This is a genomic window from Colwellia sp. MB3u-8, assembly GCF_014076985.1.
Classification (GTDB): domain Bacteria; phylum Pseudomonadota; class Gammaproteobacteria; order Enterobacterales; family Alteromonadaceae; genus Cognaticolwellia.
Genome location: NZ_JACGVA010000030.1, coordinates 442444 through 464478 on the forward strand (window position 1 = coordinate 442444; position 22035 = coordinate 464478).

At 37.4% G+C, this 22035-nt stretch carries 18 protein-coding genes and 1 pseudogene; 11 read left to right on the top strand and 8 right to left on the bottom strand.

The genetic code is table 11. The annotated features are described in order from the left end of the window. The first annotated feature begins 17 nt into the window (after positions 1-17). Entirely contained in the window at positions 18-713 is a 696-nt protein-coding gene (rnt, locus tag H4J54_RS02055; RefSeq protein WP_182189150.1) for a ribonuclease T, read from the top strand. 61 nt (positions 714-774) lie between these two features. Here rnt and H4J54_RS02060 read toward each other — a convergent pair whose 3' ends face one another. The 3 genes from H4J54_RS02060 to H4J54_RS02070 all read right to left on the bottom strand — a co-directional run bounded on the left by H4J54_RS02060 (position 775) and on the right by H4J54_RS02070 (position 2440). After that, the gene (locus tag H4J54_RS02060; protein WP_182189151.1) at positions 775-1161 is read right to left on the bottom strand and encodes a hypothetical protein; all 387 of its coding nucleotides are present in this window, start codon (positions 1159-1161) and stop codon (positions 775-777) included. A gap of 247 nt (positions 1162-1408) precedes the next feature. Next, positions 1409-2014, bottom strand: coding sequence for a peroxiredoxin (locus H4J54_RS02065; protein WP_182135205.1), 606 nt, complete (start codon positions 2012-2014; stop codon positions 1409-1411). Positions 2015-2098: 84 nt separating this feature from the next. Next, a complete protein-coding gene (locus H4J54_RS02070) occupies positions 2099-2440 on the bottom strand; it encodes a Grx4 family monothiol glutaredoxin (RefSeq protein WP_220461162.1) in 342 nt (113 codons plus the stop codon). Positions 2441-2699: 259 nt separating this feature from the next. Here H4J54_RS02070 and H4J54_RS02075 point away from each other — a divergent pair, with 259 nt between their 5' ends. The 4 genes from H4J54_RS02075 to H4J54_RS02090 all read left to right on the top strand — a co-directional run bounded on the left by H4J54_RS02075 (position 2700) and on the right by H4J54_RS02090 (position 8405). Then, entirely contained in the window at positions 2700-3281 is a 582-nt protein-coding gene (locus H4J54_RS02075; RefSeq protein WP_182189152.1) for a Fe-Mn family superoxide dismutase, read from the top strand. A 331-nt stretch (positions 3282-3612) separates the two neighbouring features. Beyond that, positions 3613-5547 carry a PrkA family serine protein kinase gene (locus H4J54_RS02080; protein WP_182189153.1) on the top strand — a complete coding sequence of 645 codons (1935 nt, stop codon included), beginning with the start codon at positions 3613-3615 and terminating at the stop codon, positions 5545-5547. Between the two features lie 33 nt (positions 5548-5580). After that, positions 5581-6855 carry a YeaH/YhbH family protein gene (locus H4J54_RS02085; RefSeq protein ID WP_182189154.1) on the top strand — a complete coding sequence of 425 codons (1275 nt, stop codon included), beginning with the start codon at positions 5581-5583 and terminating at the stop codon, positions 6853-6855. A gap of 23 nt (positions 6856-6878) precedes the next feature. After that, positions 6879-8405, top strand: a complete 1527-nt coding sequence (locus tag H4J54_RS02090) for a SpoVR family protein (RefSeq protein ID WP_182189155.1) — start codon at positions 6879-6881, stop codon at positions 8403-8405. 114 nt (positions 8406-8519) lie between these two features. Here the strand turns inward: H4J54_RS02090 and fadR are convergent, their stop codons facing one another. From fadR to H4J54_RS02110, 4 genes are all read right to left on the bottom strand, one after another. Then, positions 8520-9230, bottom strand: coding sequence for a fatty acid metabolism transcriptional regulator FadR (gene fadR / locus H4J54_RS02095; protein WP_182189156.1), 711 nt, complete (start codon positions 9228-9230; stop codon positions 8520-8522). 347 nt (positions 9231-9577) lie between these two features. Further along, a complete protein-coding gene (locus H4J54_RS02100; RefSeq protein ID WP_182189157.1) occupies positions 9578-11776 on the bottom strand; it encodes a hypothetical protein in 2199 nt (732 codons plus the stop codon). Further along, positions 11776-12366 carry a GNAT family N-acetyltransferase gene (locus H4J54_RS02105; RefSeq protein WP_182189158.1) on the bottom strand — a complete coding sequence of 197 codons (591 nt, stop codon included), beginning with the start codon at positions 12364-12366 and terminating at the stop codon, positions 11776-11778. Before H4J54_RS02105 ends, H4J54_RS02100 begins: the two co-directional genes overlap by 1 nt. A 1094-nt stretch (positions 12367-13460) precedes the next feature. Then, positions 13461-14159 (bottom strand): FadR/GntR family transcriptional regulator, encoded by a 699-nt coding sequence (locus tag H4J54_RS02110; protein WP_182189159.1) that lies wholly within the window; start codon positions 14157-14159, stop codon positions 13461-13463. 196 nt (positions 14160-14355) lie between these two features. Here H4J54_RS02110 and H4J54_RS02115 point away from each other — a divergent pair. The 6 genes and pseudogenes from H4J54_RS02115 to H4J54_RS02140 form a co-directional block, all read left to right on the top strand. Next, positions 14356-14986 (top strand): annotated as a pseudogene (locus H4J54_RS02115) (integrase core domain-containing protein); the annotation flags it as partial. Between the two features lie 193 nt (positions 14987-15179). Then, entirely contained in the window at positions 15180-15947 is a 768-nt protein-coding gene (locus H4J54_RS02120; RefSeq protein WP_182189160.1) for an SDR family NAD(P)-dependent oxidoreductase, read from the top strand. Next, positions 15948-16907 carry a 2-dehydro-3-deoxygalactonokinase gene (locus H4J54_RS02125; RefSeq protein ID WP_182189161.1) on the top strand — a complete coding sequence of 320 codons (960 nt, stop codon included), beginning with the start codon at positions 15948-15950 and terminating at the stop codon, positions 16905-16907. It begins immediately after the preceding gene. Positions 16908-16939: 32 nt separating this feature from the next. Further along, complete coding sequence (locus H4J54_RS02130; RefSeq protein WP_182189162.1) at positions 16940-17587, top strand: 2-dehydro-3-deoxy-6-phosphogalactonate aldolase; 648 nt, start codon at positions 16940-16942, stop codon at positions 17585-17587. Further along, positions 17587-18498: an SMP-30/gluconolactonase/LRE family protein gene (locus tag H4J54_RS02135; protein WP_182189163.1), complete on the top strand. Its 912-nt coding sequence runs from the start codon at positions 17587-17589 to the stop codon at positions 18496-18498. The genes H4J54_RS02130 and H4J54_RS02135 overlap by 1 nt, the downstream gene beginning before the upstream one ends. A 105-nt stretch (positions 18499-18603) precedes the next feature. Continuing rightward, complete coding sequence (locus tag H4J54_RS02140) at positions 18604-19485, top strand: aldose 1-epimerase (RefSeq protein WP_182189164.1); 882 nt, start codon at positions 18604-18606, stop codon at positions 19483-19485. Between the two features lie 243 nt (positions 19486-19728). Here H4J54_RS02140 and H4J54_RS02145 read toward each other — a convergent pair whose 3' ends face one another. After that, positions 19729-21864 carry an alpha-galactosidase gene (locus tag H4J54_RS02145; protein WP_182189165.1) on the bottom strand — a complete coding sequence of 712 codons (2136 nt, stop codon included), beginning with the start codon at positions 21862-21864 and terminating at the stop codon, positions 19729-19731. Positions 21865-22035 lie beyond the last annotated feature (171 nt).

Genomic DNA, 22035 nt, shown 5'->3' on the forward strand with positions numbered 1-22035 from the left:
CAGTACCCTTTGCCTTTATGTCTGATAATAAAACAGCGACTAACACCACTACTGAAAAATCACTATTTGCTCAACGCTTTCGAGGCTACTTCCCTGTCGTTATTGATGTTGAAACCGCCGGTTTTAATTCACAAACTGATGCCTTACTGGAAATTGCCGCAACCACACTGACCTTAGATGAAACTACTGGCCAATTAAGTTTAGATGAGACCATACATTTTAATGTTGACCCTTTTGAAGGCGCTAACCTAGAGCCAGCCGCATTAGAATTTACCGGTATCGATCCCACTAATCCGTTACGTGGCGCAGTCGATGAGAAAAAAGCGATTACTGAAATATTCAAACTCGTGCGAAAAAAAATGAAAGCGGCTGGTTGCCAGCGCTCGATTATAGTGGCACACAACGCAGCCTTTGATTTAGGTTTCGTTAATGCGGTCACTCAACGTTGTTCAATTAAGCGCTCACCTTTTCATCCTTTTGTTAGTTTCGACACCACAACCTTGTCAGGCTTAGCATTAGGGCAAACGGTATTAGCAAAAGCCTGCGCAACAGCGCAAATTGATTTTAATAATAGTGAAGCGCATTCGGCATTATATGACACAGAAAAAACTGCTGAGTTATTTTGTTATATCGTTAATAAATGGCAACAGTTAGGTGGTTGGCCATTAATTCAACCCGAAGAAACTGCACAGGAAAGTGCTGCTGAAGAATAATTTCAGTTCTATTTTAGCGCTATTGCTATGTTACACATCTACAACAGTTAACTGGCTAAAATTAAAATAATGACTTTGCTTTTCGGCGATTGTTGACTCTGAAAAGCAAATTTCTTAATGCCAGCATCATTAACAAAAAAGCTAAAAACTGTAAACTGGGTAAACTGGTTTTTAATAACATAACCGTAGCAAAAGCAAAGTAGGTATAAGGTAGGTATTCGTAAAGCCATTCAGGTAAAATGTTTTTTTTATTTGGCTGCTGTTCATTAGCTTTATAACGGTCAAGGCGACGATAGCCTGAGCGAGTGACCAAAGTTGCACAACCCGCCAGATAGAATAAACCGACAGAGGCAAACACAGGCCAAGTATCATAAAAAGCAATTAAATAACCACAAACTAAAAAATAAGCGTACGGCAGATTTTCATAAATGCATTTTGGATAAAACATCAGCATTCCTTTGTGGGTTTATTTTTTAGCTAGTCTTTGTAGCATTAGCTGGTCTTTCTAATAAAGAGTGATTTGTTTCATACCAAGCAAATTAATTCTGAGCGAACTCAATATTAGCTTAGTTATAAAATGCTATTTTTCAATGCCTTTTATATCCCTTTTATATCCCTTTTTAAATTTTCAATAAATTTTAGCCACAAAAAAAGCCGCTAAAAGCGGCTTTTTAACTGATAAATTAACTTAAGCGTTAAAGTTTATCGGCGTTATCTTTAAGGTAAGCCGCAACACCTTCTGTCGTCGCTGTCATACCTTTATCACCTTTGTTCCAACCTGCAGGACATACTTCACCGTGTTCTTGGTGAAATTGTAAAGCGTCAACCATACGGATCATTTCATCAACGTTACGACCAAGGGGTAAGTCGTTAACCACTTGGTGACGAACATTGCCTTCTTCATCTATTAAGAATGAAGCACGAAAAGCTACACCAGCTTCTGGATGCTCAACATCATATGCTTTACAAATCTCATGTTTAACATCAGCAACTAAAGTATATTGAACTGGACCAATACCACCATCGTTTATCGCGGTGTTGCGCCATGCGTTATGAGAGAATTGAGAATCGATAGAAACACCGATAACTTCAACACCACGGTTTTTGAATTCTTCAATACGGTGGTCGAAAGCTAATAACTCTGAAGGACATACAAAAGTAAAATCAAGTGGGTAGAAAAATACGACCGCTTTTTTACCTTTAATGGCTTGTGCAAGATTAAAGCTATCTACAATTTCACCTGATCCTAAAACTGCTGCTGCTGTAAAGTCTGGTGCTGCGCGACCTACTAATACACTCATTATATTCTCCAATTTTTAAAATAAATTTAAATTACTTAATGTTCACTCCACCTGATATGGTGGTGTTAGCTGATAATTCAATAGTTATTCTGAACTTTCTGCTGCGCTATGCTTAGCGGCAGATTCAGTGATCAAGGTTTGTAATTCACCTTGCTGATACATTTCCATGATGATGTCACAACCGCCAACAAGTTCACCGTCAACCCATAGTTGTGGAAACGTTGGCCAATCAGCATATTTTGGTAATTCAGCACGAATATCAGGATTGAGTAAGATATCAACATAAGCGAATTTTTCACCACATCCCATCAACGCTTGAGAAGCCTGTGAAGAAAAACCACAATTAGGTAATTTTGGTGAGCCCTTCATGTAAAGAAGGATGCTGTTTTCACTGATTTGTTCTTTAATGCGTTCGATCGTATCCATAATAACCTCAAAAATTAATACTTATTGTGCTCAGTACTTAAAGTAAAACTCATGAAAATAAACAGAACAATAAATACTAAAGCAAAAAACTTATATATTAAAACATAATAGCCTTGATAAAACCTATGGTAATACCTATATACATGAGTAAACTATGTAAGCTTTAATACTTGAGTAGTTTACTAGGTTTTAGAAAAACAAACTACCTCTTTAAATTTGCATAAGAATAATTTTTTATAATCACTATCTGGAGAATATAATGACTATCGAGTTACCCGCACTACCATATGCTATGGATGCACTAGTACCACATATCTCAAAAGAAACGCTAGAGTTTCATTATGGTAAGCACCACAATACTTATGTTGTAAAGTTAAACGGTCTTATTGAAGGTACTGATTTTGAAGGAAAATCTTTAGAAGATATCGTTAAAACATCAACAGCTGGTGTTTTCAATAATGCGGCACAAATCTGGAACCATACCTTCTACTGGAACAGCTTAAGCCCTAACGGCGGTGGCGAACCAACAGGTGCATTAGCAACCGCTATTGATGCAAACTTTGGCTCATTTGCAGAATTTAAAGAAAAATTCACTGCTAGCGCCATTAATAACTTTGGTTCAAGTTGGACGTGGTTAGTTAAAAATGCTGACGGCAGCCTTGCTATCGTTAATACATCAAACGCTGCGACGCCACTTACTGATGAAGGTGTTACACCCCTTATCACAGTAGATTTATGGGAACATGCTTACTACATTGATTACCGTAATCTTCGCCCTAGCTACATGGAAGCTTTCTGGGCCTTAGCGAACTGGGATTTTGCCTCAGCAAACTTCGCTTAATCGCTAAAGCAGATTAATTTCAATTTAAAAGGTCAGCATTAATTGCTGGCCTTTTTATTTACCTTAAATTTAACCAATACACCTTTTCAACCAACATACCTTAAAGTTGATCGTCTATTCAATAACATAGCTTCCTCACTATCACCCTGTGGTTACAATTCTTTTCGCTAATATTTACCCGCTTTCATAATTAACATCTAGACTTATACATATACTAAGTAAAACAGTAGTGCTAAAAAAAGTCACATTATTATGTCGGGTTTGATAAGTAACATTCTCAACTAGTCGCGTTATCAGCCCAACCTAAACGATTTATCTTCTGGAGGCAGTTATGAGTATATTTCAACATTTCCAATCACGTTACGACGAAGCACAAGAAGAGTGCTATTCAATTCAAGACTTTCTTAGTCTATGTCGTCATGACCCTATGGCCTATGCAAGCGCAGCGCAGCGGTTATTAAAAGCCATTGGCAAACCAGACATGATAGATACCTCGAATGAGCCTTGTTTAAGCCGGATTTTTTCCAACCGAGTTATTGCCCGTTATCCCGCTTTTAAAGATTTTTATGGTATGGAGGAAGCCATAGAGCAAATTGTGGCCTATTTAACTCACGCTTCACAAGGCTTAGAAGAACAGAAACAAATTCTCTATTTACTTGGCCCAGTGGGTGGCGGTAAGTCGTCATTAGCTGAAAAATTAAAAGCGTTAATACAGCAAGAGCCGATTTATGTCCTGAGCGCGAACGGCAAACGCAGTCCAGTCAATGATCACCCTTTCTGTTTATTTGATGCCAATGCCGACGGAAAAATATTGCAACAAGAATACAATATTCCCGCACGTTATCTCAGTACCATCATGTCACCTTGGATTGCAAAGCGTTTGCATGAGTTCAAAGGTGATATAGCAAAATTTGAAGTGATAAAAATCTATCCTTCCATTCTTGACCAAATTGCCGTGGCTAAAACCGAGCCAGGAGATGACAACAACCAAGATATTTCTGCTCTGGTCGGTAAAGTAGATATTCGCCAATTAGAGCACTTTGCCCAGAATGATCCTGATGCCTATAGCTATTCAGGTGCTTTATGTCGTGCCAACCAAGGATTAATGGAATTTGTTGAAATGTTTAAGGCACCCATTAAGGTGTTACATCCGCTTTTAACCGCAACACAAGAAGGTAACTACAATCCGACCGAAGGCCTTTCCGCCCTGCCATTTAATGGCATTTTACTGGCCCACTCCAATGAGTCTGAATGGACAACCTTTAGAAACAATAAAAACAATGAAGCCTTTTTAGACCGAGTTTATATTGTCAAAGTACCTTACTGTATGCGCGTTTCTGAAGAAGTAAAAATTTATCGAAAATTATTAGAAAATAGTGAATTAAATCATGCCCAATGCGCACCAGATACCTTAGAAACCTTAGCCCAATTCTCAGTACTTTCACGCTTAAAAGAACCAGAAAATTCAAGCATATATTCTAAGATGCGCGTGTACGACGGCGAAAGCTTAAAAGATACCGACCCAAAAGCAAAATCATATCAAGAGTATCGAGATTATGCCGGTATCGACGAGGGTATGTCAGGGCTTTCAACACGTTTTGCCTTTAAAATATTATCTCGTGTCTTCAACTTTGATCATTTAGAAGTGGCGGCAAATCCGGTGCATTTGTTTTACGTACTTGAACAGCAAATAGAACGAGAGCAACTACCCAAAGAGATCAGTGAGCGTTATCTAGCCTTTATCAAAGGTTACTTATCACCACAATATATTGAGTTTATCGGCAAAGAAATTCAAACCGCTTATTTGGAGTCTTATTCTGAATATGGCCAAAATATTTTTGATCGTTATGTCACTTACGCTGATTTTTGGATTCAAGACCAAGAATACCGTGATGCTGAAACTGGGCAACTATTTAACCGTGAAGCACTGAACAATGAGCTGGAAAAAATAGAAAAACCTGCGGGGATCAGTAATCCAAAAGATTTCAGAAATGAAATTGTTAACTTCGTCCTGCGTGCAAAAGCCAATAATAATGGTAAAAATCCTTTATGGACTAGCTACGAAAAATTGCGCACTGTTATTGAGAAAAAAATGTTTTCAAATACCGAGGACTTATTACCTGTGATTTCATTTAACAATAAAACCTCCAGCGATGATCAGCAAAAGCATGATGATTTCGTTGAACGCATGATGACTAAGGGCTACACAAAAAAACAAGTCAGATTGCTTTCTGAATGGTATTTACGCGTAAGAAAATCTTCTTAGGTTGTACTTAGTACCTCTAAGTTAGGAGCATAGATGACAAACTTTATCGATAGGCGATTAAATAGTAAAAACAAAAGCACTGTCAACCGACAGCGCTTTATCAGACGTTATAAAAGCCAAATTAAACAGGCTGTTTCTGAGGCGGTCAATAAACGTGGCGTCACTGATATTACCAGTGGTGAAAATATTACCATTACTAAAAAAGATTTAAATGAACCCGTTTTTCATCAAGGTAGTGATGGTATTAAAGACCGCGTTCATCCAGGTAACGACCAGTTTACCAGTGGCGATCACATTGCTCGACCACCACAACAGCAAGGGCAAGGCGGCCAAGGTGATGCAAGTGATTCTGGCGAAGGCGATGATGACTTTGTCTTTACTATTTCCAAAGATGAATATCTACATTTACTTTTTGAAGATTTAGAGTTACCTAACTTAGAAAAAAATCAGTTAGATAAAGTCACTAATTATAAAACTGTGCGTTCGGGTTATTGCGCTGAAGGCGCAGCTTCCAATATCGATATTGTGAAATCATTACAAGGCTCAATAGCGCGCAGAATTGCCATGACCGCTGATAAACGCCGTAAACTTAAAATACTCGAAGCTGAGTTAACCTTGCTAGAGCAAGATAGACACGATAACACTCTAGCTAAAAATAAGCTTATTACCGCCATTGGCAATCTTAAAAATAAAATCAGTAAAGTACCTTTTATTGACTCCTTTGATTTACGTTATCGTCATTACGCCAAACAAGCGGTGCCAACATCAAAAGCGGTGATGTTTTGTATAATGGATGTCTCAGGTTCGATGGATCAAGCCACTAAAGATATGGCTAAACGTTTTTATATTCTTTTATACCTATTTTTAACCCGTACTTATAAAACCATCGACGTGGTTTATATTCGTCACCATACCCAAGCAAAAGAAGTTGACGAACATGAGTTTTTTTATTCGCAAGAAACCGGCGGTACCATAGCATCAAGTGCTTTAGAGCTAATGATTGAGATAATGACGCAGCGCTATAATGAAAAAGAATGGAATATTTATGGCGCTCAAGCGTCTGACGGCGATAATTGGGCCGATGACTCTCCACACTGCCAGCAATTAATGCGCGAAAGTATACTGCCAAAAACCCGATACTTTAGTTATATAGAAATATCTCAGCGTGCTCATCAAAGCTTATGGCAACAATATGCTCAACTTGCTGATACCGACGATGCTTTTTCAATTGAGCACATTAAAACAGTGGCAGATATTTATCCGGTATTTAGAGCCTTATTCAAAAGAAAAAAAGTACAAGCCGCCTAGGAATTTAATACATTGGAGCTTTTATGACTAAACGTAAACCACTCGACGATAGCAGTGACTGGACATTTACTAAGCTGGAGCAATACCAAAGTGAAATTGAGCGTGTTGCGCAACATTATCGTTTGGACACCTACACTAACCAAATTGAAGTAATCACCGCTGAGCAAATGATGGACGCCTACGCGGGTGTCGGCATGCCTATTGGCTATAATCATTGGACCTTTGGTAAGAGGTTTATTCAAACTGAGCAAACCTATAAACGCGGACAAATGGGCTTAGCTTATGAAATTGTTATTAACTCAGACCCCTGCATTGCATATTTAATGGAAGAAAACACCATGGCGATGCAAGCCCTTGTTATGGCACATGCTTGTTATGGGCATAACTCATTTTTCAAAGGTAACTATTTATTTAAATCATGGACAGACGCAAATTCAATTATTGACTACTTACTGTTTGCTAAAAAATATATTGCTGACTGCGAAAATAAACATGGTATTGACGAGGTTGAAGCTTGCCTTGATGCTTGCCATGCCTTAATGAATCATGGGGTTGACCGCTATAAACGACCACAAAAAATATCGATGGAAGCAGAATTAAAACGTCAAAAAGAACGTGAGTCTTATCTGCAGTCACAAGTGAACATGCTGTGGCGAATTGGTACAGATAATGAGAAAGAAGGCAAAAAACCCAAGGCAAATTTTCCAACCGAGCCCCAGGAAAACATCCTTTATTTTATCGAGAAAAATGCCCCGCTATTAAAACCTTGGCAACGAGAATTAGTGCGCATTGTCCGAAAAATTTCACAGTACTTTTACCCTCAAAAACAAACGCAAGTGATGAATGAAGGTTGGGCTTGTTTTTGGCACTACACTATCCTAAATCATCTCTACGATGAAGGCTTAGTAACAGATACCTTCATGCTAGAGTTTTTACATAACCATACTAATGTGGTCGCACAACTTGACTATAACAGCCGCTATTATTCAGGTATAAATCCCTATGCACTAGGCTTTAATATGTTTATGGATATTAGGCGGATATGTGAAAATCCAAGCGAGGAAGACAAGCTTTGGTTTCCAGAAATAGCCGGCAGTAATTGGCTTGATACTGTGCATTTTGCTATGGAAAACTTTAAAGATGAAAGCTTTATAAGCCAGTTTTTATCACCAAAATTAATGCGAGATTTTAAACTATTTCATTTACACGATGACAGTGATAAAAACTACATTGAAGTGGGCGCTATTCATAATCAAAGTGGCTATCAACAAATTCGAACTATGTTATCTGACCAATACAATTTAAGTAACCTAGAAGCAAATATCCAGATTATTAATGCCGATGTAAGTGGCGATCGTTCATTAACTTTACGCTATATTCCGCACCAAAAAGTATCACTCGCCGACTCTAAAGATGAAGTATTAAAGCACTTATATTACCTGTGGAAATTTGATGTAAAACTACTACAAGAAAATAAACGCGGGGTTGATGAAATTATTGCGCAATGCCCAGAGCCAGGTGAATTGGCAAAAAAAAAGGCAACTATTTAGTTGCCTGATTTACTTTACATGCTTTACTTTACATAATAACGTTAACTTCAGATTATTATTTCTTAGCTATGACTTATTGATAATTGATTATTACTTCTTAGCTATAGTTATTAATTATTCAGCAAGTTCTTTTAATACTTCGTCTTTTAGCTCAATCCAAAGTTTACCTGATTCAATGCCATATTTTCTGACCGCAAATACAGCTTCGTCGCATTGGCCCGCTTTAGCTAGTTCAATCAGTTTTTTATAATAGGTTCGTGATATTTCACGGCCGCGCGGATGAGAATAATACAAAGTACCTAAACGCGAATACAAACCTCTGAAGCCATTTAGAATCAACAAATAAATAGAGTTTCCTGAGGCTACAACCAAGTCTTTATTAAGCTTGTAATCAAATTCTGCAAACGCTTCGCCAGTATCTTCAACATCTTCAATGGCTGACAATAATTCAATGGTTTTTTCTGGATTATTTTTAATGGCGCCACGAACATATATCGCACTAATATTGGTACGCGCCGACATTAAATTATCCACTAAATCAGGAATACCTTCTTGATCAAGCTGTGCTAACGTTTCAAGAATGTTAAGGCTAGAGGTTTCCCAAAAATTATTAACTTTTGTCGGCTTACCATGTTTAATGGTTAACCAACCATCGCGTGCTAACCGTTGTAGCACTTCTCTTAATGTCGTTCTTGTGACGCCGATAAGTTCTGATAATTCACGTTCAGCGGGTAAAATAGTACCCGGTGGAAATCCACCATTCCAAATAGATTCTACAATATACTGCTCGGCAAATCCTGCTGGGCTGTGCGCTTTTATAACCATGTGGCTCCACATCACTTAAATTTGACTGTAATTGAAACAGATTGTACCAGAAGATCCAATGGACACAAGCGCAATAGAATTGATAATAATTGACTAGTGCCACTTAAGTCGATAATTCAGGCAGCTTGAGAATTTTTATCATTAAAATTTAGCAGCAGATTACAGCTAGGATTGTTTAGGCAGCTTAAGGGGATTCAAAATCCGGTTTCGAAAGAAGTGACGGTTCAAGTCCGTCCTGCGGTACCAAAATATGAAAGCCCTGATTCGAAAGAGTCGGGGCTTTTGGTTTTTTAAATTCAGAATTTTAAATCCATATCTTGCCTAGACTGTACAATTTCGTCTAGCTGTTATTTTTCATTGCCATTCTTATTTACTAGCAAGATAATCAGCATCATTGCGAATAAGGCCACAATACTCACCTGTAGGGGACCTGAAATGTTAACCCCTAACTTGCTGCCGTTAAGGATATCGAAGATATCTTTCAGTGCACCTATAGATATCAATGCCATTGAACCAGATAAAACACGGGTGAAGCGTTTACTATTTCGAGTGCGTATCTTTTCATACAGCTTGGCTGTTTCTGAAATAATTTCTTCTTGGCGATTTTGAATCTTATCTAAAGTGCTCTGAGTGCGCATATGGAGTTTTTCAAAATCCATATGCTTGAAGACCTTTTGGATCATACGTGTATGATCCGGAAAGGTCATCATACTACCTGCGCTTATCAAATCCAGTAACCAATGGGCATCGTTGGTGAACTGTTTGAGGCACTCCCCTTCAGTTTGTAAATTTTCTACACGTGATTTAAGCTTTGAAGCAGTAATTTTTTTATCGCTCAGTGTTGGTAATACTTGATCTAAGCTAAATTTCAGTTGTTTATCTAATCGTTTATTGGTGAGCTGAAATAAGTTATTAATGGCGGCGGCAACACCCATCATTTCGGCAGATTGTTCTATCACCCAATTAGGTTGTTGAAGTAGACCTAAAACGCACTCATGATGATTGGTATAAGCAAACTCTTCATGGTTATAGCAATCTTGGTTCAAGTTAAACGATTCTGAGTTCACTGTCCTAAGGCACCAGTCATCAACCGCGCTTCGCAGCTCTCGTTGCTGCAGGACAAAAACAGGGTAAGCAAAATGTGATTTAATCGATTTAGCCGTGACTGCAGCGCACTCGCCATCGACACATTCAACTATCCGGTCCAGCAATGTAGATACGTAGCGATTCTCTGTTTTATTAAACGAGAGGATGTCAGAAACAGGTTTTTCATAATGATCAAAATTGCTATTGAGGCTATTGGCTAATTCGATAAAACGATTTTCAGCGAACTCTTCTAGTAAGCCCATATCTTGATTGTGCCAGCGCATTTTTTGGTCCATAGCAAATGGGGTGCCCAGTGACATGGCATGTCGAACGCCACTTGCGCTAACATTATTTAATTGTGCTTTTAGGTTTAGTGCAAAAATACCCATGGGATAATAAATCAACTCAACTGCAAAATTAAGATTGGAGTCTTTGCCGTTTTTATTGCGGAATGGCATAGTTAATTCTGGTAATTGCCATGAATAAATATCTTCAAAGTTTTTTGAAATTCCAGCCCAAATATCATTTAGCATATTGCGTTGAGGTGCTTCTGCTCCCCAGTCTTCAAGATAGAGTTTATGTGTTTTTGGGGCTTGGTCAACGATGTTTGATAGCGATTGCCTTAACTCTCGTGTCACCGTGTGATTGACGCAAGCAAAGTATGAAATATTAATTGCCCCACGTTCGACAAAGAGTTCTCCTGAACCTTTTGGCCTATTTTCACTAAAAAATCTTAACGATGGCCAAAGCGCTTCCAAATCCGTCGACATAATGTATTTGTCATCGTCGGTTAATGCCTTTACTGCTTCCAGAAACTTTGGCCGAAGCTTGGCCATTTGTTGAGTAAGGATTTCAGGATCTCCCCAGCGGATAGCACACAACTGGGCAATAATTGAAACGCCTGCACTAAAGTGACGATATGAATTGAACTCTTGCACTAAATGCTCAGAATATAATTGGCACTCAACGTCATTAAACTCAGCGGTTAGTTCGTTAATACATACTAAGTGGGCATCAATATTTTCAGCTGCTTGTGTCATCAACCATTCTTGACTGGTATAAATACCGCGATCGATATAGCAAATATCAATTTGAATTACGGCGAACTGTTGTAGCGTTTTGTTGAATGCACACGAGGGTAACGCTTTTAATGCGGTAATGCTTGAGCGCACTAATGTTTCAGCATGATTATACCAATTACTCTCTTCGACCTCGTGGCGAGCGTAGCCATAGCAAGCACAAAACAATAATAATATTTCATCGTTGTTAATGTTCTCGATACTTTGAGTGGTTATTGTGGCTTGGTCTTCTAATTGATTAACAAGCGTAAAAGCGGGAGAATTGTTGGCTTGTAACTCTGTTTTTGCCCAATGGAAACATTGTTCAAAATTTTCTGAGCGAATATATTCAAAAAACTTGGTTAAAATGAATTGTTGTCCGATGTTCTGCTCGAATGACATTAATTTTCCTTGGATAAGATACGGTTGCGTTGTTGCTCTAATCTTGGATCATCAGGCATCAGGTAATAGCTTTGCAAGAATATTTGTTCAATGATGTCAGCAAGTTGATATTTAGAGGGGGGGGGGTGTTTCGAGCTAGCGTGATACATCAATGCCATTGGCGTTGATTGCATATTATCATAATGGGGTGAAAGATATTCAACATTGAGCGTGGTAAACCCTAATTGCTTGTAAAAGTCTTCAGGTCCCGACTCGGCCTCGACTAATAACCATTTTAAATCAGCGTTAGCATCGAAAAAATTAAACAATTCATTGCATAGCAGTTTGCCCAAACCTTTGCCCTGATGATGCGGCGCAATGAATAAATAACCTAACATGGCAAAAGACAAGGGCGAGTAAAACTCAGTTAATGACATACCGAGCACTCGATTATCTTTGCACAGCAAGATGCATCGAGATTGTCCGTTGTTAATAGCTTGTTCAATGTCAACTATCGGCTCTCGCTCCCATTGAGGAAATATATCGCAATACAACGCAATAGCCTCTTGCCAGAGTGGACCCTCGGCATGTGTAAGTTGTCTAGTCTGCATGAATTTAACTACTTCTTCTTTTTCTAAATAATATCAAAACTAGGCCAGAAATGTTTCTTATTTTTCAACCATAACCAGAGATTATGAATATGGCCAAGCGGAGTATTGTCCTTCTATGTTTTTTATGACAATTCCTATAATCTCGGCTCCAGATATATTGAAAGCTATAGGAGAAGCAATGATCGGTTTAATAGATTTTTCTCAGCACAACAAGATCACAAACTTAATGAGATTGGTATAAAATAAATAACCTATCCAAAAATTTTACTTTACAGATTTTTCTGTATCTGAGTCGATTCTTCTTCTCAGCAAGATAAACGCATTATGGACTTCCCACATTTACCTTCAATAGGTATGTCATGGTCAAACTTCATTGGATATAATGCACGTAGCTCAATGCCGTTTTGGGATGGCATCATTTTGTTCTTCTTTCTCAGTATCTTTTGTATACCATTTTCTATCAATTCTAAAGGGGCGTACCAGAGATTTCTATTGTCATATTTAACAATATGTAGTGTTTTATCTATTACATATCTATTACATGTCTAGCAACTTGTTTAGCCATTTATTGAGTGTTTTAGAGGTAAATAATACTGGGATTAAGAGTACGCTCAGGAATTAACTTTTGCAAAGTATATGCAAAGTGTGTTTTTGGTATATTTAATTGTTTGGCTTGGCACTATACTTTAATATAAGGCGACTGGCTTTTCATATCTATTCATCATTAACTATGCCATTTCACATCTCGCTCGACAGGCCAGTTTTGAATATTTCGAATTAGCACGTCATGGGTAACAACGTAAAATAGGTTGAGGCGTCAACACACATTTTTAGCATCTAGTGTTATCGCGGCTAATGATATGTTACTGACCGATATAGAAAGAACAGCTAAAATGCATGCAAAATTGCTGTATTTGATTATTTATCGATTACCTGTGGATTTAGCAGATATTGACATACACTTATATTGGCACAAAAATCTAAATTTTTAATTTGTAAATAAATGACTGATAAATAAAGTTATTCAATAAACACCGAGGGCTTTAACACTCGGTGAAGATACAGAGTACGGTCAACCAAAAAGCGCTTTAACTTTACAATTGAGACTCAATTAACTCTAGTGCTTCATCTAAAATAATCGTCACTGCGTTACGAGCTTTTTCGGGGTTTCTAGATTTTATGGTATCAATAATTTCAGCATGCTTTTTAACATCAGCCCCTGGTACACCTTTAATCTTGTTTGTATAACGTATACTCACTCTGAGTGCAGTACTGATAAACTCGGTAAGTTGCCCAAAGAATCGATTACCACTAGCAACCAATATGCTGGTATGAAATGCAATATCTGCCTCTAAAGGGTCATCTAATCCTAGTTCTGCTTCTTTCATACGAATAAGCGCTTTATCAATAGCTTCCAATTGTTCAAAGGAAGCATTCATCGACGCTAATGCAGCAGCTTGAGGTTCTATCGCAAGTCTTACTTGAGTAAATTCCTTTAACAAAGACAGAGAAGGTTTGTTGCTTAATATCCAAGTTAATACATCAGTATCAAACATATTCCAACTACTTTCAGGCAAAACTCTTATGCCCTGTTTAGGGCGTGATGAAATAAGTCCTTTGGCCGACAACATTTTTACGGCTTCACGAGTCGAACTGCGACTAACATTATGTTGCAAACAAAGATCAGCTTCTGATGGAAGCCCTTGGCCAATTGGATAAGTACCTTTGACTATTGCCATCCCTAGATCATGAGTCAGTTGATGGGTTAGGTTTTGTCTAGGAGAATGCTTCATTTAGTGCTGTTCCGAACTTGTGAATTAATATGTTATATCATATTTAATTTCATGAAAATATGATATAAGTTTATCTCATTAATCAATAGTAATGCGGTAATCCCCCCTAAAAATAATCGAAGTCAAAAGTAGAATCTTCTCTTATGCCATAAGCAGGAGAACATTCATGTAAAACAAACACTTTAGTGACAGTCAAATATTAGCTATTTTAAAGCGAGCTGAAAATGGCGTTTTAAATACGGCGGCATGGATGCTTCACTTATGACAAGAATGAAAGAGCTAGAAGAAGAAAGTAGACTTTTGAAAAAAGTGTCTGCTGAAGAGCGTTTAAAAGCATAAATTATTCAGGAGCACTGACAAAAAAGGTGAAAGCTTCTGAGCGTAAAATCATGGTTCAAGAAGCGATACATCATCATAATGCCAGCATCAGTCCAATCTGTAGAATATTCGCCATTAGCGAAACCTGCTATCGGTATCAGCCAAAGCTGAGTAGTGATAATGAAAAAATAGCAATTCTCCTCTGACTTTAACGTTGAAGCAACGATGCAGATATATCCTTGCCCGCAGAGCGTGTTATTCGAGCACTTAATAGAATTAGTGAGTGGCGTGGTAAACGTATTCGCTCTGATAACGGGCTTGAATGTATTAGTCATAAACTCGCAACTTGGACAAAACAGAACGACATTGAATTATGCTTTATTCAGCCGAGTAACCCACAGCAAAACGCATATATTGAGCGTTTAAATCAGACAGTAAGATATCACTAGCTCAGTCATTAGATTTATCGTGATATTGAAAAGTTACAAAACAGAGCACCACAATGGTTATAGACTTATAACCATGAGCGACCTAACATGGGGTTTGGCGGTATTACTCCAATTTAAAAAATTAAACTAACACAGAGTAAAGTGTCTACTACCAACCGCCATTAAAATGGGGGGATTACCATACAAGGCATCATAATACTTTGTATGCTATTAAGAGAAATATATAACCTTTTTAACTAGTTGGAGTATTGAAATGGGTTTATCAACTCAATATAAAAATTTAAAAGATAAAGTCGTTTTTATTACTGGTGGCGCTAGTGGTATTGGTGCATCTATGGTTAAAGCGTTTGTGCAGCAAGAAGCAAAAGTAGCCTTTATAGATTTAAATCAAAATCTAGCTGAAGAATTAATAAGTAACTTGCCTTCAACCACACTCGATAATGTGTGGTTTAGAGCGATTGACGTGACAAAATCTGAATCATTAAAACAAGCTATTACCGATGCCGCAGAGCATTTTGGCAGTTTAGATGTACTCGTCAATAATGTTGGTAATGATAATCGTCAAGATATTGAAAAAATTTCGGCACATGATTGGCATAAATGTATGCAAGTCAATCTAGACCCTGCATTTTTTTCTGCTCAAGCTGCATATAGCATTATGAAAAAAAATGCCTCTGGTAGCATCATCAACTTCAGCTCTATCAATGCATTAATGGGACAACAACATATGACAGGGTATGTTACCGCTAAAGCCGGATTAATAGGCATGACCAAAGCCCTTTCAAAAGAATTTGGTGATCAAAATATTAGGGTTAATGCAATAGTTCCAGGCTGGGTAGCAACTGAACGTCAATTAGCAAGCTGGTTGACGAATAAAGAAGAAGACAAATGGACTGAATCTATGGCGCTTAAAACAAGAATTTTGCCAGAAGATGTTGCAAATTTAGCCTTATTTTTAGCGTCGGATGATAGTGCGTTAATCACAGGACAAAACATAATAATTGATGGCGGGAGAACATAATTGTTAATTCATGAATATATTGTTGCTGTTGATTGGGGAACAAGCCATTTACGTGCTTTTTTATGTAAAGTAAATAAAGATAACCCCCTGACATTGGTTGATAAAGCGAATAGCTTAGGAGTGAATAAAGTTATTCATAGCTTTGAACAAACCCTATTTGACTGTATTTCCCCTTGGCTTTCACAATATGGCAAAGTTCCTATTTTTATGATCGGACAAATTGGCTCAAGTCTTGGTTGGAAAGAAACTGACTACCTCCCTTGCCCAACTAAGCTTGGAGGCATAGCAGTAAAAGGTGTTAACTTTACTTGTGCTGGCCATGACATCACTATTATTCCAGGGTTGAGCTGTCGTTTAAGTAATGATAATTATGATGTGATGCGAGGTGAAGAGCTGCAAACGCTTGGGTGGTTACAACAAGATACTCAAAGATTTAAAGGGACACATCTAGTTTGTTTACCAGGCACTCATACTAAATGGGTGTTGATTAAAGAAGGTAAAGTTGAACTCTTTAAAACAGCGATGACAGGTGAACTTTTTGACTTATTAACCAATCACAGTATTTTAATTCAAAAAGGTAATGCGACTTTCGATCAACCTGCATTTAAAAAAGGCGCTGACTTTACGCTAAAAAGTGAATTAGGTAGTTTTACTCACGGTTTATTTAGTGTGAGGAGTAAGCAACTTTTTGGAGAGTTAACTAATTCGCAAGCATCCTCATATTTATCAGGTTTGTTAATTGGTAGTGATGTGCGTGCAGCAATGAATGCTGAAGAATGGAACTTACCTGAATTAGGTGAGGTCTCTATAATAGGCGCTAAGCACTTAAGTCAGCAATTTTCACAAGTACTGGAAATACATGGGATCAAAACAAATATGTGCAAAGTTACTGATATGACTTTATTAGGTTTTAATGCCGTATACCAGCAGATTCTAGCATTACCGAGCCAACAAAATTAAAGAGTTAATAGTTTATTAACTAAGGATTATCGTTGGAAAAATATATTAAAAAGCACCCTGTCATTGCTATTTTACGTGGTATAACACCTGAAGCTGTCGTCGAAATAGCACAATGTTTATACGCTCATGGGATCCGTGTCATTGAAGTGCCTTTAAATTCGCCTCAAGCAATTAAGTCGATTGAAAAACTTGTTAATGCTCTGCCAGATGACTGCTTAATTGGTGCTGGTACCGTGTTCAACATAGAACAAGTTATACAAATAGAAAATGTTGGCGGTAAACTCATTGTTTCACCACATTGTGATCCAGATTTAATTCAATATTGCCAATCAAAAAACTTACATGTTATAGCTGGAGTAGCAACACCAACCGAAGCCATTTTAGCTTATCAAGCTGGAGCAAGGTGGTTGAAACTATTTCCCGCACAAACTTACGGTTTTAGTCATGTTAAGGCACTAAAATCTGTTTTACCTAATGACGTACATATCATTCCTGTTGGGGGTGTTTCACAAAGTAATGTTTTACAATGGTTATCATCTGGGGCTAGTGCTTTAGGCTTTGGGAGTAGTTTATATCAAAGTAATGACTCTCTTGATGAAACTATGGCTAAAGTAATTAAATTAAATAAAGTACTCAATATAACACCCAATACTAATATAAATAAACAATGGCAAACATAATGAGTACTACAACGGCTACGTTATTGAAAATTATTCCTTGTCAATGTCAGTTAGGTGAAGGCGTTTTATGGCATGACGAGCAACAAGCTATTTATTGGCTCGATATTGAAGCATGTGATTTGTACCGATATTATATTTCCAGTGAGGTATTAGAAAAATTTACCTTACCTCAACGTATGGGCAGCTTTGCATTTACTCCGGTTAATAATCAAATCATTGCAGCCTTTGAACAGGGTTTTGCTCGATATAACTTTATAACATCTCAGATAGATTGGATAAATCAACCTGAGCTTCACATAAAAGGTAACCGCCTTAATGATGGTCGAGTAGATAAGCAAGGACGATTTTGGGCAGGATCAATGGTTGAATCAACAACTACACCCAAACAGAAGTCCGCATTATATTGTGTTGATCATCAACTTAACTGCCATAAAAAGATGGATGATTTACTTATTTCTAATAGTTTATGTTGGAACAAAGCAGGAGATATTCTCTATCATGCAGATTCTCCTAGCCATCAAATATTTCAATATGATTTTTGTAAAGAAAAAGCCGCAATCAGCAATAAACAATTATTTGCGACAACAAACACTTCAACGTTTCCTGACGGTTCAATAGTAGACGCCCAAGATTACTTATGGAATGCGCAATGGGGTAGCAGTAAAGTCATAAGATATAATTGTAATGGCGAAATTGACTTATCAATAGTGCTCCCTGTATCACAACCTTCATGTGTTACTATCGGAGGCGCAAACTTAGATTGGTTAATAGTCACCAGCGCTAAACAAGGCTTATCCAGTTCCGCTCTCACCAAAGAACCCTTATCAGGTAACCTCTTTATTTATCAGTTAACTGGTGCTTCTGGTTTAGTAGACCCTCAGTGCACAATTTGCTTTAACTGGTCTTCATAAAATAATACAAATCCCCTTAATTATCCTAAATTTATCACTAGACAAGACTACATCTTAGTGTTTTAATTTAGCTAAATTATCATATAAATAATATTTAACTCAATTATGGCCTCAATATTTTTAAAGAGTGATATTGCTAGCATAGAGATTTCACCTGAATTAGGTGGAGCTATTTTGGCTTATGATGCCAAATTACATAATAGCTTTGTACCTATATTAAGAAACAGCAATAACGCAAAATCTGTGCTAGGTAGTAGCTGTTTCCCGCTTGTACCCTATTCTAACCGTATTAAATATGGTCTTTTAAATTGGCAAGAAAAAAGTAGTCAACTTCTGCTGAATCATTTACCTGAAAAGCACAGTATTCATGGACATGGTTGGCAATTACCTTGGAAGGTTATACATCAAACCGATACTAACTTAACGCTCGAATATCATTATCAACAAGCCGAATGGCCTTTCTCTTATAGCGCTCAACAAATTTTTACACTTAAAGGCAGTGCGTTGAGTATTGAACTTTCATTAATGAATAACTCAAAGAGTCAAATGCCGGCAGGATTAGGGTTACACCCTTACTTTAGCTTAACGAAAAAAACATCTTTAAAATGTTCTGTCGAACAGATGTGGGCTGTGGATGACGAAAGTATGCCAACAACACTGATGGGTGCGCCTAAATCGTTGGCTAAGTCGGAAGGGTTATTAATAACAAATAGTAATTTAGATAATGTATTTACTGGTTTTTCTGCTGCAGCGACAGTCGTTTGGCCAGAATGGAAGGCTAAAGCCGATATAACCACGTCTTCAAACTGTAAGTTTATAGTGGTATACAGTCCAAAAAATCAAAACTACTTTTGTTTTGAACCTGTTACTCACAGTACCGATGCTATAAATATGTCAAACAACGGAATGGATAATACGGGCATTATGACGTTAAACCCTCAAGAAAGAATGACAATATCAATGTCTATTACTCCTAAAGAAACTTAGCCTATTCTCGAAACACAATTGACTACAATGGTGTTGCTCACTTAATAATAAAATGCAGGCTTAAGCTTTAAATGAGAAGGTAAAAACGTATTAAGCCATGTTTTGTAAGATAATCAATCAAAACATGGCTTATGCCCTTTCAGTATTGAACATTTTGTATTAAAACATTCTCTGAATTTTTTAATTTCAACGACTAAATCCCTTTTATGTCGACGTTAAAAAATCCAAATATATTTAAAACAGTTATTGCGTATCGTTCAATTCAAAAATTAATGACGTCTGAGGAAATAATACTGGCAACTGCATACCCAACTGCATAAGTGATTCACCCGAAAACTTTTGGCCCTGAATTTTACTTAAAACAGAAGGTGAATATTCCTTAAGTTTAGTAGGCCAAACCAGTGTTAATTTATAGACTTTATCTGCAGATAACCCGACAAATCTATACTTAGGTGGCGTAGTTCTTTTCGTTTCATTAATACTATTATAAGCAAAAAGTGCTTGTGATTTATCCTGGTTAATTATACCGAAATTAATTGAGTCACCATCTTGATTCAAACGAATTAACTCACCACTGTGAATTAATTGACGATGTTTTTTATGTAACGCAATAATTGTAGATAACTGTTCACAGTCTTCATCCGTTAATTCTCTGGGGTCCATTTCTAACCCCATATGACCAAAAAATGCCACTGCAGCACGCATTTCCATACTGACAATTCTACCTGTGATATGGCATTCTCTTGGCCCGATATGAGCGCCCATGACTTCACTAGGGAAGAAGAATGAGCAACCTCGTTGAATCGATAATCTGTCTAAAGCATCATTCGAATCAGAGGTCCACACGCGGTCAGTATGAGCCAGTACACCATAATCCACACGAGCTCCACCTGAAGAACAACTCTCAATTTCAACATGTGTGTGCTTTTGCTTTATGCGATCAATTAATTGATATAAAGCTGTTGTTTGTTGATGTATAGCAGGCTTACCTTGTGCATTACCTGCGTGATTAATGTCTCGATTCATATCCCACTTAATATAAACAATTTTAGGATATTCGGTAAGAATGTCATCAATCGCATGAAATAAATAATCAACCACTTCGTTACGTGATAAATCGAGTACTAACTGGTTACGAAAGTTTAATTGTTGATTACCTGCTGTTGCTAAAACCCAGTCAGGGTGCGCGCGATATAAATCACTGTCTGGATTCACCATTTCAGGTTCAAACCATAGTCCAAACTCCATGCCCTGTTGATTAACATGATCAATAAGAGGCGATAAACCGTTAGGATAGATTTCTTTGTCAACAACCCAATCACCTAAACCAGCAAAATCTCCACGACGGCCTTTAAACCATCCGTCATCTAAAACAAAACGCTCGGCTCCTAATCCTGCGACTTTATTCGCAAGCTCTTTCAATGTGTCGACATCATGCTCAAAGTATATCCCTTCCCATGTATTATAATGTACAGGACGGGCCTTTTGGCTGAGTTTTGGCGATAATAATTCACTGCGAACATATTGATGGAAACAGTTAGATAAGCCACTAAAGCCTTGATCAGAATAGCCAGCATAGAGTATTGGGCTTTGATACGATTGTTGCGGCAACAATACTATCTCTCCCGGCATTAATAATTCACCTAATTGGACATAACTGCGACCTTCAGGCAACAGTTCTGCACGCATTTTATGGTTACCGCTCCAACCAAGATGAAAGCCGAAGCATTCACCCGCTTGTTCATGGGTGAAATTATTGTGCATTACCATCCCAGGAAAGTTGTCATGAGAGGTTTTTCCTTTACGGTTTTCACGTACAAAACTGCCCAGAAATAGATCAAGTGAATGGCATTGAAATTCATTTGACCATCGTCCTTCAAAAGACATTATTTTATTCATTTGATCAGACAACGGAATTGTGGGTGTCGCACACCAATTAACCGTTACTGATTGTTCACTCAGATTCACTAACTCAGTATATGCGCTCAGCACATCAGTATCGTGATGTAATGAAAGCGTATGGACTACTTTAATTTGACGAATATCATCTAGTGTTTCAAAACAAACTTTATGTTCATCTATCTGAATAATATCAACAAGTTCACCACCCAATGACCATGCATAATCGTCATTGTTAATTTCAATACCTGGAGATCCTGTAAAACCCTCTCCTAAAAGAGGAGACAATGAAATAGGCGCTTCAATAACCAACGAACATTTTGCTTCTTGGCGAGTAGACAGTAGCGATAACATATCTGCAGAAGTTTGTTTAGATAATAGCTTTCCCCAATAAATTATAGCGGGTGTTTTACTCTGGCAATCAATAATTAAGCTAGCATTAGAACTATTGAGCTGAACAAAGTGTTGGTCTGATTTCATTGTAAACGTCCTTCAAATTTAAAATTGATATTTTATTTATAGTTTATTGAATGTAATTATGATTACTATATTAATATATTTACTGAATTGCATTATTTGATCTAAAGCATCAAGAACTGCCAAACGACTGCTTAAGATAACACATTAATAATTTCACTGGAATATATCATA

Coding starts and splice junctions, on each gene's coding strand:
- H4J54_RS02090 (WP_182189155.1), top strand. CDS start 6,879: ATGACTAAACGTAAACCACTCGACGATAGCAGTGACTGGACATTTACT.
- H4J54_RS02065 (WP_182135205.1), bottom strand. CDS start 2,014: ATGAGTGTATTAGTAGGTCGCGCAGCACCAGACTTTACAGCAGCAGCA.
- fadR (WP_182189156.1), bottom strand. CDS start 9,230: ATGGTTATAAAAGCGCACAGCCCAGCAGGATTTGCCGAGCAGTATATT.
- H4J54_RS02110 (WP_182189159.1), bottom strand. CDS start 14,159: ATGAAGCATTCTCCTAGACAAAACCTAACCCATCAACTGACTCATGAT.
- H4J54_RS02145 (WP_182189165.1), bottom strand. CDS start 21,864: ATGAAATCAGACCAACACTTTGTTCAGCTCAATAGTTCTAATGCTAGC.
- H4J54_RS02080 (WP_182189153.1), top strand. CDS start 3,613: ATGAGTATATTTCAACATTTCCAATCACGTTACGACGAAGCACAAGAA.
- H4J54_RS02075 (WP_182189152.1), top strand. CDS start 2,700: ATGACTATCGAGTTACCCGCACTACCATATGCTATGGATGCACTAGTA.
- H4J54_RS02105 (WP_182189158.1), bottom strand. CDS start 12,366: ATGCAGACTAGACAACTTACACATGCCGAGGGTCCACTCTGGCAAGAG.
- H4J54_RS02140 (WP_182189164.1), top strand. CDS start 18,604: ATGGCCTCAATATTTTTAAAGAGTGATATTGCTAGCATAGAGATTTCA.
- H4J54_RS02070 (WP_220461162.1), bottom strand. CDS start 2,440: ATGGATACGATCGAACGCATTAAAGAACAAATCAGTGAAAACAGCATC.
- H4J54_RS02100 (WP_182189157.1), bottom strand. CDS start 11,776: ATGTCATTCGAGCAGAACATCGGACAACAATTCATTTTAACCAAGTTT.
- H4J54_RS02085 (WP_182189154.1), top strand. CDS start 5,581: ATGACAAACTTTATCGATAGGCGATTAAATAGTAAAAACAAAAGCACT.
- H4J54_RS02060 (WP_182189151.1), bottom strand. CDS start 1,161: ATGTTTTATCCAAAATGCATTTATGAAAATCTGCCGTACGCTTATTTT.
- rnt (WP_182189150.1), top strand. CDS start 18: ATGTCTGATAATAAAACAGCGACTAACACCACTACTGAAAAATCACTA.
- H4J54_RS02120 (WP_182189160.1), top strand. CDS start 15,180: ATGGGTTTATCAACTCAATATAAAAATTTAAAAGATAAAGTCGTTTTT.
- H4J54_RS02135 (WP_182189163.1), top strand. CDS start 17,587: ATGAGTACTACAACGGCTACGTTATTGAAAATTATTCCTTGTCAATGT.